Here is a 12,581-nt window from a genome sequence, read left to right as displayed (position 1 = left end):
AGAAGCGAACCGCCTCTCCCTTTTTTCAGGCTCATTTCTTTTTGGGCAGCTTGCTCCCCCTTGCCCCAAACTCGCGGATGTACGCCTTCACGGTGACTTGGGTATTGCATTTGCTGAATTGCTCGTCCCAATTGTCACGGTATTTTTTCCATCTCTCGTAATGGGTGATTTTGAGCTGCTGCCCAAACATAGCCACGTCGGTTTTGTAAACATCCTTCGTTTTTACAAGCGCCTCCATGACGAGACGCTTGATCTCCCCTTCCAGCTTACTGTCTGCGTTATGGATTGCGTTTTGGTCAAACAAATCGGTGTCTCCGCGAAATTCCACGATCTTCCCCTCTGTTTCAATCCCAATGGCGAACATGATATTGCTTCCGTCAACAATCGGCTTGATTTTGGTCTTGACCGAACGAATTTCGTACACCAGTTCCTTTATCTTCCCTTGGCCCGGTACGGTAATGTAACCACCCCTGCTCCCGATGTCGGTCCCGAGAATCAGGTTGATCCCAGTCGTTTCATTGGCATTCAGCCACCCAACCACTTTCCGCTTTTTTCCGGACACGACCGCGGAACCACGAATCAGCACATCCGACGGAACCGTTGTGATCGTTTGGGCTAGCAGGCTGGTGCTGTTCGTGAAGTTCACCTCGAGGTCGTTTAAGGTGACGACGCGCGGCATTTGGGATGACTTGAAATCGTTTTTGGCGACCCCCCAAATGTTCAGCGCGGGGATTTCCTTTTTTTCGGACACCTTTTCCAATATCGCTTTTGCGCTGCCTTGGGCGAAAAGCACCTTTACCGTACGGCGTATTTCATGGTCCCGCTGGAGCAGGCTGGTCAATTCCATGAAATCGTAATGGGTGGCAAGCTGGTCACTGATGATGACAATTTTCAAATGCATGTAATACGGCACCCGATCCGTCGAGTTCGACGTATGCCGGATCGCCTCGAACAGCGTTTTCCCCTGTGTCGTCAGGTTGTAAAAGTCCGTGGTTTCTAGCTGCTTATGCCCGGTGATCGTGTTGACGATCTGCTGCGTGAGCTGGATTTTGCCAGGGCCGTTGCCTTTATCCAGGGCAAGCCCAATGACCAGACCAATGTTCTCGATTTCTCGTTGGCCCCAGCAACCGGTCAAAAAGAAAGCAAGACCTACTGTGAGAGACAATGCCAAACCCCATCGTTTACGTCTCATCGGCAACACGGTCCTTCAGCAAATGAATGACATACAGAAGGACGGGCACAATCCCGCTGACAATGATGCCGTAATAGCCAAGGTTTTCGGCGAATGCAAAAACCGCATCGATGTCTTTGCCGGAAATGCCGATCCAGAAAATGAGCGGGATCATCGCGAGAACAATATACTCGATCCTCAGGTTGAATAATTGGCTTATGCCTAGGCAACCGAAATAATAGGCCAGTGCAAACGTTGAGAAAAAGCGGATCAGCCAGATGATGAAAAAGAGAATCTCAAAATTTTCAAAGAACCCTCCTGGAAATTCAATCGATCGGGTGAATTCCATTAGCGGCCAGGTCAGCGTCATCACTTCTCGTTCCGTCAGTACCCCTACCAGAATCGCCCCATTGAGGACGTAGAGCACGATCGAGATCGTCAAGCCTGACACGACGGTCCGCACTGCTTTTTGCGGTTCAGCCATAAAGGCTGTTAAAATCAAAATCGTCTCAAATCCAAGGTAGGCAAATGGTGTCGTTTTGATCCCTCGCAGGACGGGGCCGATGCCTTCGCTTAATACGGGCCGCAAATAATATAGATGGAAATCTTTCATGCCGAAAACAAACACCAACAGGATCACGATGATGGTAAACGGAAAGAGTAGCTCCTGCATGCGAACCAACGGGTTGATGCCGCCAAGTATTAAATAAACACCGATCAGCAAAAATGCGGCCATCGTGACCTCTATGGGTGTTTCATCCAGCAGATTATGTCGGATGAATTCCGCCTGCGAACGCAGCTCGTGTCCGGTGATCATGATCAAATAGATGATGAACAAAAAGCTGCATACATAGCCGATGGCTTTTCCGGCGATGTGCTGGCTGTATTCAAAGTACGTTTTTTCCGGATAGGCCTGGCTCAATTTCGCCTGTAAATAAGCGAGCAAAAGACAGAGTATGCCTCCTGCTAAAAGGCTCAGCCAGACATCCGGCGTCCCGACCGTCTCCGCAGCTGATTTCGCCGTCACGATAAAGCCGTCCGAGATAATGAACGAAGCAACCGCGATCGTTACCTGGGAGGACGTTATTTTTTCCTTTGTCACAGCATTCATGGTGCCTGCCCTCCAAGATCACGACTTGCTACGCAGGTCGTCTTTGGGACGAAGAAACCTGGGTCGTAGTTTGAACAGCTGCAGCGGTGCCCTGATGATGTTGTCTTTCATATCTCGCCAGTTGGTGTGAACATAAGGGGCTGTATAATTGACTCCGAAGCTTTTCAGCTTGCACAGGTGCGCACAAAGCAGGAGAAACGCAAGCATGATTCCGTAAAGCCCCATTACAGAAGCGGCAAACATCATTCCGAATCGCAGCATGCGGATTGAGATTGCCACCCCGTAATGTGGCAGCGTGAAGGAGCAAATCGCGGTCACCGCCACAACGATCAGCATAATCGGACTCACAATGCCGGCCTGCACTGCAGATTGCCCGATTACGAGTCCGCCCACGATGCCGACCGCTTGTCCGACCACTTTCGGCAGGCGGATCCCCGCTTCACGCAAGAGCTCGATCGTCGCCTCCATGATGAGCGCCTCAATCAATGTCGGGAACGGCACCCCTTCGCGGCTACTTGCGATCGAAATAGCCAGCCGTGTCGGAATCAATCCCTGATGGTACGATGTGAGCGCGACATAGATAGAGGGGAGAAACAGCGCCATGACCGTGCTGATAAAGCGCAGCATGCGCAGGAGCGTCCCGATCATCCACCGCTCATAATAATCTTCGGGCGACTGTAGCAGCATCCAAAACGTCACGGGTGCCAAAAGCACAAACGGCGTGCCGTCCAATAAGATCGCCACGCGCCCCTCCATCAAGGCGGCGACAACTTTGTCGGGCCGCTCCGTATTCATCACCTGGGGAAATGGCGAGAAATGGTTGTCCTCGATGAATTGCTCGATAAAACCAGACTCCGGCACATCATCGAGATTGATTTTTCCCACCCTTGCCAATACGGTCTGCACGAGCTTCTGGTTGGCGATGCCATCCATGTACGCGACGACCACTTCTTTTTGGGTACGTTCGCCCAGCCGCAGCTTGACCATCGTGAATGCGGGATTGTTGATTCGCCTGCGCAAGAGCGAAATATTCGTTGACAGCGTTTCAATGAATCCATCACGCGGCCCGCGCACCACCGTTTCTGAAATCGGCTGCTCGATATTTCTTGATTCCCAATATCGCGTCCCAAGAATAAAGGCCCCGCTTCTGCCATCGATGATCAGCACAGTCTCCCCTCTGAGGATATTGTCGAGGCAAACCTCTAGGGAATTCGCCTCAGTGATTTCCCCCACCGTGACAACTGCTCCCACCTCTACACCGCTCCCCGTTCCGCCACTCAAGCCACTTCCCACGAGCATCAGTGGCTTCAACACATCTTCATGGACTTTCTCGACATCGGCCAGATCGCTGATATAAATGATGGCAGCGCGGGCACCCGACCCGCCAATCCGAAACTCCCGCAACACGACATCAAAATTTTGACCGATGCGCTCCATGATCATGTGAATGTTGTCGGTATGGGCACCAGCCAGGAACGTTTGATTGTGCACGGGATATCCTCCTTACAAGTGTAGTTTTATCATCTCCAATTTATGGGATCGCATACGACTGCACGTCATTCGATAGAATTCTTGAATCGACAGATAAAAGAACTCTATTACCCAGCCCGTTGACGATCCAAATGGGCGGGTGATAAGCTTTTGGCAAGTCGATAAAACCAAGTAAACAGGTGTGTTTAATTATTGTTTAAAAAGACAATGAGGCTATCGCCTCGGGGAAAAAACCATACTGGGGAGGAATTCTTGATGGCAAAACCACGGCAAATCAAATTCGGCGCGATCATACACGGAGTCGGCGGCAATATCGCAGGCTGGCGGCATCCTTTGGCGCAAACGGACGCCAGTGTCAGTTTGTCCTTTTATCAGGAGCAGGCACAAAAGGCGGAGACAGGCAAATTTGATCTGGTGTTCATCGCGGACGGTTTGTATATCAATGAAAAGTCAATTCCCCATTTCCTGAATCGGTTCGAACCGCTGACCATCTTGTCTGCATTGGCTGCCGTCACCTCGAAGATCGGCCTCGTCGGGACCGTCTCCACTTCATACAGCGAACCGTTTACGATCGCTCGGCAATTCGCTTCCTTGGACCATATCTCGGGCGGGCGCGCCGGCTGGAACGTCGTAACATCCCCGCTCGAAGGCTCCGCCCTCAACTTCAGCAAAACGCTCGAGCAGCACCCGGACCATGCCAAGCGTTACCGCATCGCAACCGAATATTTGGAGGTGGCGAAAGGGCTGTGGGATTCGTGGGAGGACGATGCTTTCGTGCGGGATAAGGAATCGGGCGTGTTCTTCGATCCGAAAAAGCTCCACACCCTAAACCACATTGGCGAGTTCTTCTCCGTGCAAGGGCCTTTGAACATCGGCCGCTCGAAGCAAGGTCACCCTGTAGTCTTCCAGGCAGGCTCATCTGACGCCGGCAAAAATTTGGCCGCCTATACGGCAGATGCCATCTTTACCGGCCACCCGACGCTTGGGGACGCCAAGCAATTTTATCAGGACGTGAAAAAGAGAGCTGTCGCGCTCGGCCGAAATCCGGAGGAGCTGGTCATCCTCCCCGGGATCGATCCAATCATCGGAAGCACACAGGAAGAAGCGGAACGAAAATACCAGGAGCTGGCTGAGTTGGTTTCCGTCGAGCAGGCGCTCGCGTTCCTCGGCAGATTTTTCGACCATCACGACTTTTCTCAATATGTACTCGATGCTCCTTTCCCCGAGCTCGGCGATATCGGTAAGAACAGCTTCCGCAGCACGACCGACCGGATCAAACGGGTGGCGAAAGAAAAAAATCTGACGCTGCGTCAGGTGGCCCTGCAGGAAGCGACTCCCCGGCCTCATTTTTTGGGCACACCCGAAAAAGTCGCTGACAAGATCCAAGAGTGGTTTGAAGAGCAGGGCGCGGACGGTTTCATCGTCGCCTCCAGCATTCCAAGAGGATTGAACGAATTCGTCGATCACGTTGTCCCGATTTTGCAAGCGCGCGGTCTGTTCCGTACCGAATACGAGGCCGATACGCTGCGCGGCAACCTCGGTTTGCCTCTTCCAGTAAATCGTTATACCAAACAGAGCGAGACGATCCCCCAATAAAAGAGTGCAGTATGCAATCATACGGAAAGGAAGTGAGCATATGTCCAACCGCACATTGAAGCTTGGCGCCAATCTAAGCGGGGTTGGCAACAGCATGTTCCACTGGCGGCACCCGGATATGCCGACAGATGCGAGCGTGAGCTTATCGTTTTACCAGGAGCAGGCGAGAATCGCAGAGCAGGGAAAGTTCGATCTGCTCTTCATTGCGGACGGCTTGTATATTAACGAGAAATCGAACCCCCACTTCTTGAATCGCTTTGAGCCGCTGACGATCCTGTCCGCATTGGCTGCCGTCACGGAAAAAATCGGCCTCGTCGCGACGCTTTCCACTACTTACAGCGATCCGTTCACCGTGGCGCGGCAGTTCGGCTCCCTCGATCAGCTTAGCGGGGGGCGAGCCGGCTGGAACGTTGTCACCTCGCCGCTGGAAGGATCAGCGAAAAACTTTAGCAAAGCGGAGCATCCCGCTCATGCGGAACGCTACCAGATCGCCGAGGAATTCCTCGAGGTCGTCAAAGGACTGTGGGACTCGTGGGAGGACGATGCCTTTGTGCGCGACAAAGCGAGCGGCATCTTCTTTACCCCTGCCAAACTTCATGCCCTTCACCATAGAGGCACCTATTTCTCTGTTCAAGGTCCGCTGAATATCGCACGTTCCAAGCAAGGGCATCCTGTCATTTTTCAAGCAGGCTCATCCGACTCTGGAAAAGACCTGGCTGCCAAGTCCGCCGACGCGGTTTACACCGCCCATGAAACGCTTGTGGAAGCACAGCGATTTTATCAAGAAGTAAAAGCGCGGGCAGTCGCTTATGGACGTTTGCCAGACGACGTGTTGATCTTCCCGGGCATTCAGCCCATCGTTGGGCGAACTTTTGAGGAAGCAGAGCGTAAATACAAGGAAATCGCAGAGCTTGTGACGATCGAGAGCGCGCTCGATTACTTGGGCCGCTATTTCGAGCATCATGATTTCTCGCGGTATGAGCTGGATGCGCCATTCCCGGATATCGGCGACTTGGGCACCAACAGCTTCCGCAGTACCACGGAAAAAATCAAACAAGAAGCCCGTGAGCAAAATCTGACGCTTCGCGAAGTCGCTATCCGCGCTTCGACACCGCGGGGCTCCTTCATCGGCACGCCTGAATACGTGGCCGATCTGATCCAGCAATGGTTCGAGGCGGGCGCCGCCGATGGCTTCAACATCCGCAACGTGGTCCCGACGGGTCTGAAAGATTTCGTTGAATTGGTCGTGCCGATTTTGCAGGAGCGTGGCATTTATCGAACCGCATACGAGCATGATACGCTGCGCGGCAATCTGGGTCTGTCCGTGCCGGTCAACCGGTACACCGCATCGCTCGCGTAAACAAACGTACGCAAATATAAAACAGGGGAAGGCCCAATAGCCTTCCCCCTTCTCAGCAGAAACGATAATCTTTTAGATGTTGATTCTTTCACCGGTATGTAAAAAGCGCACGTTTACCTCTTCTCCGGCAGCAGCCTGCAGACGTTCAAGCAATTCCGGTGTTTGCCGATAAACCGGCGGATGATGGATCAAGCCGTAATGAATAGGAATCAGTTGTGTCACACCCAAAATGTTTGCAGCGGCAATCGCTTGTTCGGGATTCATACTAATCGGTTGGCCGCTCGGCGTGAGGCCAGACAATTCGACGACAGCGCCATTCACCGGCAAGCATGCCACATCGAATGGGCCAAAGCTGCGGGCGATGCTCCACCAATAGCCATGCCAAAGCGTGTCTCCGCAATGGATCGCTTTTTTCTGTCCGCTTTGCACGATCCAGGCGACTTGGGGATCGCCAACCCCATCGACGGAATAGGTGGCAGTCACTGTCATATCGCCCAGTTGAATCGATTCCCCCCGGTTCACACCCCGGATGTTTTTCAGTTTTCCCGGCTGTATCAGCTCGAGCGATTCAGCCGGCATGTAGACCGGAATGTCGTCGCCATAAAAAAGCGCAATTGCTTTCGGGTCAAAGTGATCGGAATGATGATGGGTGATGAGGATCGCATCGACCGAGCCGAAAGCATCCAGCGGAGAAAGCGGCTCATGAGGCTGCCCGAAATGACCAGGGAAATGGTACAGTGGATCGATGACAACTGCCGTGGTTGCGGACTCCAATCGAATGCCTGCCCAAGGAAGCTTTTGAATGTTCACGCTGCATCAACCTTTCCAAAGTGGTGTTTGTCTCGTTCTCTATTGTTGTGGTAATGACTGGATTATACAGGAAATAATTATAACCTGTAAACAATAATTTTAAAGGTTATATATTGCCATTTTCCCAATCGTTGGTCACTTCATTTCTGCTCCAACTGTTTTAAAATTAGTTTTAGACTGAAACCGAATAATTGAAACAGCGGCGACCTAAGACCTGAAAATAAAGTCCTAAACTCGCCGCTGTTTTATTACGCTAACGTTTCCCGATAGATTAATACTTTCTGCTCTCTAATAAAGTGCAACTTCCCAACCTTCAAAAGCTGGCTCTACCTTATAACTATTATCAACATAACTTCGAATGAACTGTGCCGCTCTCATTTCTGCATATTTGGCATTACAAACTATTCCTTGATCATCCATCTCGATCACATTTGCAAAGATAGCATAAGCTTGTTCTAATGCACTCGGTTCATTAAATATACAAGAATAATCAATACCTTCAAGTAATGGCAATCCCACAGTACCATTTGCTATCCAGAAGGAAAAAGTTCTAAGAGCCCCACTGAAGGAATTGCTTAACTTTTGCATGGTAACCTCCAAATCGACTCTACTTTTAAGCTGTTTGCCCAGCACGAATAAGAAAACCTCTTGCGACTGCAATTCAGATACGATAGCAAAAGGGAGCGATTACTGCTCGCTTCCTCCCTCTTTCACGCACACTGCGATTCCGATGAAATACCGGAAGCCATCTCGCGGCTTTTCAAAAGTGACGCCTCTCTGATAATAAATCTCTGTCTCGGCAAAATCGACGAACAGCTCCTCGAATTCCTCTGGCGTCAGCTGGTGCACATGAAACGGCTCGCTGGTCAGCATCCCCCGCCCGCGTCCAAAGGGGCTGGATAAGACGAGAATGCCGCCCGGCCTCAGCATCCGGTAAAGATTTTCCATTACGGCGCGGTCATCTTCCACGTGCTCTATCATTTCAAAGCAGAGAATCGTATCGAACTCCCCCAACCGATCAGGCAGCGTGCAGTCCGTCACATCCCCTTGCACATACTCGATTTTTTGATGGTTGTATTCCACATTGGCATAATCTAAGGTTTCCTGATCCAAGTCTACGGCCACGATCTGCGTCACTTCCCGCTTCCGCTACTTCACCGTCATATGGCTACCGTAACCGGTGCCGCAGGCAATATCGAGCACTCTCCCCTTTACGTAGGGTGTCGCGAAATAATAGCGGGCGAGATGCTCAAGCAGCATTCCGTTTGTGGCTTTCAACTGCTTTGGTATGATTCGTTCACCCACCCGTCCATTCAAGCATTCTGTTCACTCTTTCCTGTCATGACTTCACTTGCAAGTTTAGTGTTCAGTGATAATAAAGTTTTAGACCTGGACCCCTTAAGATACAAGGAGTCCAGGTCTTCTAAATCACAAGGTATTTGAAAATTAATTTTAGACTATACGTCAGAATGAAGCAATCCATGGATCTAAACTGAATAATAAAGTTTTAAACTGCCTCATTGAACTATCGTACCCGTCGTATTATGAGGTCAGCCAGTTTTTACTGGTTGACCTCTTTCATTTAAGAAGTCGTACCATTACGGTAGCCGGGGTAGAACGGTCGTACCCGTGGGAGTCCTCATCCCGTCGCTAAAACTGTTCACCCCCTACTTGTAGAAACCATGTTTAGGCTGGTTGAGACAGAAGATCTCGCATCACTAGCGATGCTGTGGAACTGCAAGCAGTCATTAGGGGTTGCCGGCAATAAATCTTTGGAGAGGGAGAGATATATGAATCCAGTCATTGGTCTGGATGTTTCAAAAGGGCAAAGTCAAGGGCAAGTGTTTTTAGATAAAGGTCAACCTTACGGTAAGAGTTTCTCATTCCTTCATACCCAAGAAGGACTTCATTACCTTTTGAACTTGATCAACGATGTCACTAAACTAGCAGGCCATTCACCCACTATCATCTTAGAGTCTACTGGGCATTACCAGGCTGCTATTGTTCAATTTCTGGAGGAACACTCTATTATCTTCATTGTGGTGAATCCGCTAATCTCAAACCAAGCGAAAAAGGCTTCTTCTCTACGTAAGGTTAAGACTGATGCGGTAGATGCCTATCAGCTCTGCGAGCTGTATTACAAGGAGGAGTTTGAAGCTTATAAGCAGAGATGCGTACACTTCTTGAATCTTCGCCACCTCACGAGGCAGTTTGAATCTCTGACAGATATGTATGTTCAAGCAAAGTTGCAATTTCATGCGGTGCTCGATCAGGTTTTCCCTGAATACAATGGAATTTTTGGTGACCTATTTTCGAGAATCTCCTTACTCTTATTACGGGAATTCCCTACAGCTGAGTCGATCCTGGCTGCAGGAGAAAACACAATCTTGGAGAGAGCAGCTTGTATTTGTACAAGCCGATCAGAGCGTTGGGCCAAGGAGAAAGCCGAGCTTATCATGGCTGCAGCAACGCGTAATCCTTTTCAGAAGACAGCCTATCAAAGTCATTTAATCAGCCTTGAACTTTATATACGCCTTCTTCTTCAGTATCAAGAGCATCTTTCCAGCTTACAGGACCAGATTGATGCTCTTGCTGAAAAAGTTGAAGAATATGAGATTATCCAATCGATTCCCGGTATCGGCAAAAAAATCGCGGCAACGATTCTATCTGAAATCGGAGAAATCGATCGATTTACTCACGCTAAGAAATTAGTAGCGTATGCAGGAGTAGATCCAAGTGTATACTCTTCTGGGAAATTCACAGCAACAGCCAATCTCATTACCAAACGAGGGTCCAAGCGACTTAGACACGCCTTGTACCTTGCGGTTCTATGTGGGATAAGACGCTCCTGCAATAAAAAATTAAAGGAATTCTACGACAAGAAGCGTGAAGAAGGAAAGCCGTACAGAGTGGCAGTAATAGCATGTGTAAACAAGCTCCTTCATTGGATCTATGCCATTTTAAGAAGTAAACAATCTTTCCTTGATTTAGCTTAAATCTCAAAAAAGATCAATAAAAGAAAAGCCTTCCACTATGTTTCTGGAAGGATATTTGGCATGCGCATCTTTAGTATATCATCGAGTTTTTAAGAAATTTAGAGATAATTATTGACAAGATATTAGCTGGTTTTAGTTCAATAAATTTTATGAAGCACCCACAGCTTAACACATGAAATATTATGTTAAATCTCTTCTCTGGCGTACTTCTCTTCCATTTGCATGTCATAGAGCACGTCGCTGCACTCTGCGCTGAGCGTCCTGCTCAGTCTTATCAGTTCTGCCACTTCTTCTTTCGTGAGCGTCGGGTACTTACCGGTTAGCTCGCCCACACGCTTGAACAGTTCAGAAAGTTCCATATCGATCACTCCTCATCCCAATTTATCGCTCAGACGTTTTAATGACGGGGCATTTTCAGGCTTATACTTAGCACGTTCAACAATCTTTTTTGCCAGTTCCCTCATGCTCTGCGAATCGTTCTGGTTAAGTGGCTTTTGGGAAAGTGTGATGGTTATCTTCGCCACATTATTTCACCTCATCACAATTTCTCTTATGTTAAGCAGGAAAATCATCTCGCTTTCGGCTTTAAACATTAGGTTCTCTTTTTCTGTCCACAATTACAATTGACCCCAAGTTTAATATCATACAATGAGTTACCCACTTCCTGTTATGCCACTTTTTAACATTGTTTGTAATTTTAGGGATTTTCGAACGTCTAATAATCTCAGAAAGGATGGTATCAATGAAAATAACTAGTTTTGTAATCTTGGCCACCGCGCTCATCACAATATTGGTGTCCTCTTCATTCGGGCGAATGTCAGCAAGCGCAGCGTCAGCTACAATTCCCGCTGCTACAACGGCTCCACCAAGCAAAATATACCAGATAGGTCTTGATGGAAAAAAGCAAACGCTCGTCGCTCAGTTGCCTGCCGTGCACCGTGTGAGTATGTCGCCAAGTGGACGGTTTGTATATGCGGAAAAGCAGGGGTTCAAAAAAGATGAACCTACAATTCCATATTTGTATGACATCAGAACCAAGCAACTCAGCCAGTTAAGTGGTTTCGCCAAATGGGTCTCGGGCAAGGAAGAATTATTAATGATGGATCAAACCAGCTTGTACCGATACAACCCAATCACCAAGCAAAAGGCATTGCTTGTGAAAGGGACCACTGACACACCGATTCTCGATTATGCGATTGCACCGGACGGTCATTATCTCGTATTTATCCAGTCCGACACAAAAGATCTGAATGACCAAAAACGCAACAAGCTCTATTTGCAGGACATGAGCACATTGAAGATGAAAGTGAATGACCAATTTTCTCTCGATGATGCCCAGATTAGCCTAACCCAGTCGATTGAGTTGCTTCGCTGGGTACCGACATCCAAAAAGGTATTGTACCGTGCAAACGGAACCATCAAGGAACTCGACTTGCCGACAGGGCTGAAATATACGCATCCGTTCAAACAGTTTCCCTCGTATTCCAGTGATATGAAGCTACTGTTTGATTTCAAGCAATGGCACGGTTATATGACTGATCTGCAAACAGGAAACAGCGTGCCAACATGGTATGGGGAGCACGACTTGACTAAAGTCTTCTGGTCTCCGACCGGCCATAATTATGTTGCAGAAAAATTCCTATTCAACTCAAATGCCCAAGATGCATATGAACAGCTTGTGATTAAAACGACGAACAAATCGTTTGTCTACCCATTCGATGGAAATTTCTATCTAAAAGATATCGATAATATCCAATTTTTGGGGTGGGCGGCCGATGGCAAGTCATTTTTTGTTGGCGATTTGGAATCGGTGCACATAAGCCGTTTTGACGAGCGGCAATCGCGTATAAGATAAGGAAGGAGCTCAGGGTAAAAACCGGTTTTTTCTTTCCTTTTTTTCGGTCCCGTTGCAACGTTAATCATTGTTGTTTGGTATAAGCTACCTGAGCAAAAGGATTCATCTCTTTGACCACCGTACAAAATAAGGCCGATTCATGATTTATCAGGTAAAAAATGTTATTCTTAACATGAACTACTTGAAAGGGG

10 protein-coding genes and 1 pseudogene are annotated in these 12,581 nt (G+C 48.7%); 4 read left to right on the top strand and 7 right to left on the bottom strand.

Annotated features, from left to right (window positions below; genetic code table 11):
• Positions 1-31: 31 nt before the first annotated feature.
• Genes EDM56_RS07880 through EDM56_RS07870 form a run of 3 tightly spaced genes read right to left on the bottom strand, consistent with a single transcriptional unit; the run spans position 32 to position 3,773 of the window.
• Positions 32-1,192, bottom strand: a complete 1,161-nt coding sequence (locus tag EDM56_RS07880; protein ID WP_122917347.1) for a Ger(x)C family spore germination protein — start codon at positions 1,190-1,192, stop codon at positions 32-34.
• Positions 1,182-2,282, bottom strand: a complete 1,101-nt coding sequence (locus tag EDM56_RS07875; protein ID WP_122917346.1) for a GerAB/ArcD/ProY family transporter — start codon at positions 2,280-2,282, stop codon at positions 1,182-1,184. The genes EDM56_RS07880 and EDM56_RS07875 overlap by 11 nt, the downstream gene beginning before the upstream one ends.
• 18 nt (positions 2,283-2,300) lie before the next feature.
• Entirely contained in the window at positions 2,301-3,773 is a 1,473-nt protein-coding gene (locus tag EDM56_RS07870; protein ID WP_246009303.1) for a spore germination protein, read from the bottom strand.
• A gap of 255 nt (positions 3,774-4,028) precedes the next feature.
• Here EDM56_RS07870 and EDM56_RS07865 point away from each other — a divergent pair, with 255 nt between their 5' ends.
• Both EDM56_RS07865 and EDM56_RS07860 read left to right on the top strand, forming a co-directional pair.
• Positions 4,029-5,369, top strand: coding sequence for an LLM class flavin-dependent oxidoreductase (locus EDM56_RS07865; protein ID WP_122917345.1), 1,341 nt, complete (start codon positions 4,029-4,031; stop codon positions 5,367-5,369).
• Positions 5,370-5,409: 40 nt separating this feature from the next.
• Complete coding sequence (locus tag EDM56_RS07860; protein ID WP_122917344.1) at positions 5,410-6,729, top strand: LLM class flavin-dependent oxidoreductase; 1,320 nt, start codon at positions 5,410-5,412, stop codon at positions 6,727-6,729.
• 72 nt (positions 6,730-6,801) lie between these two features.
• Here EDM56_RS07860 and EDM56_RS07855 read toward each other — a convergent pair whose 3' ends face one another.
• The 3 genes and pseudogenes from EDM56_RS07855 to EDM56_RS07845 form a co-directional block, all read right to left on the bottom strand.
• Entirely contained in the window at positions 6,802-7,539 is a 738-nt protein-coding gene (locus EDM56_RS07855) for an MBL fold metallo-hydrolase (RefSeq protein WP_122917343.1), read from the bottom strand.
• 288 nt (positions 7,540-7,827) lie between these two features.
• Positions 7,828-8,127 carry a DUF7677 family protein gene (locus tag EDM56_RS07850; protein ID WP_122917649.1) on the bottom strand — a complete coding sequence of 100 codons (300 nt, stop codon included), beginning with the start codon at positions 8,125-8,127 and terminating at the stop codon, positions 7,828-7,830.
• A gap of 99 nt (positions 8,128-8,226) precedes the next feature.
• Positions 8,227-8,799: pseudogene (locus tag EDM56_RS07845) on the bottom strand (methyltransferase domain-containing protein).
• Positions 8,800-9,329: 530 nt separating this feature from the next.
• On the opposite strand from EDM56_RS07845, the gene EDM56_RS07840 reads away from it, so the two are divergent.
• Positions 9,330-10,535 carry an IS110 family RNA-guided transposase gene (locus tag EDM56_RS07840; protein ID WP_122917342.1) on the top strand — a complete coding sequence of 402 codons (1,206 nt, stop codon included), beginning with the start codon at positions 9,330-9,332 and terminating at the stop codon, positions 10,533-10,535.
• A gap of 185 nt (positions 10,536-10,720) precedes the next feature.
• On the opposite strand, the gene EDM56_RS31420 is transcribed toward EDM56_RS07840, so the two are convergent.
• Positions 10,721-10,894 (bottom strand): hypothetical protein, encoded by a 174-nt coding sequence (locus EDM56_RS31420; RefSeq protein ID WP_183192343.1) that lies wholly within the window; start codon positions 10,892-10,894, stop codon positions 10,721-10,723.
• 383 nt (positions 10,895-11,277) lie between these two features.
• Between EDM56_RS31420 and EDM56_RS07835 the strand changes: the two genes are divergently transcribed.
• Positions 11,278-12,390 (top strand): TolB-like translocation protein, encoded by a 1,113-nt coding sequence (locus EDM56_RS07835; RefSeq protein WP_122917341.1) that lies wholly within the window; start codon positions 11,278-11,280, stop codon positions 12,388-12,390.
• The last annotated feature ends 191 nt before the right edge of the window (positions 12,391-12,581 follow it).

Source organism: Brevibacillus fluminis, from assembly GCF_003710825.1.
Classification (GTDB): domain Bacteria; phylum Bacillota; class Bacilli; order Brevibacillales; family Brevibacillaceae; genus Brevibacillus_D; species Brevibacillus_D fluminis.
The sequence above is the reverse complement of the archived record's forward strand: the minus strand, read 5'-3'. Positions and strand labels throughout refer to the sequence as shown.

Excerpts from the sequence above, each read along its gene's own strand:
- EDM56_RS07880 (WP_122917347.1), bottom strand. The coding sequence starts at position 1,192 with ATGAGACGTAAACGATGGGGTTTGGCATTGTCTCTCACAGTAGGTCTT.
- EDM56_RS07875 (WP_122917346.1), bottom strand. The coding sequence starts at position 2,282 with ATGAATGCTGTGACAAAGGAAAAAATAACGTCCTCCCAGGTAACGATC.
- EDM56_RS07865 (WP_122917345.1), top strand. The coding sequence starts at position 4,029 with ATGGCAAAACCACGGCAAATCAAATTCGGCGCGATCATACACGGAGTC.
- EDM56_RS07860 (WP_122917344.1), top strand. The coding sequence starts at position 5,410 with ATGTCCAACCGCACATTGAAGCTTGGCGCCAATCTAAGCGGGGTTGGC.
- EDM56_RS07850 (WP_122917649.1), bottom strand. The coding sequence starts at position 8,127 with ATGCAAAAGTTAAGCAATTCCTTCAGTGGGGCTCTTAGAACTTTTTCC.
- EDM56_RS07840 (WP_122917342.1), top strand. The coding sequence starts at position 9,330 with ATGAATCCAGTCATTGGTCTGGATGTTTCAAAAGGGCAAAGTCAAGGG.
- EDM56_RS31420 (WP_183192343.1), bottom strand. The coding sequence starts at position 10,894 with ATGGAACTTTCTGAACTGTTCAAGCGTGTGGGCGAGCTAACCGGTAAG.
- EDM56_RS07835 (WP_122917341.1), top strand. The coding sequence starts at position 11,278 with ATGAAAATAACTAGTTTTGTAATCTTGGCCACCGCGCTCATCACAATA.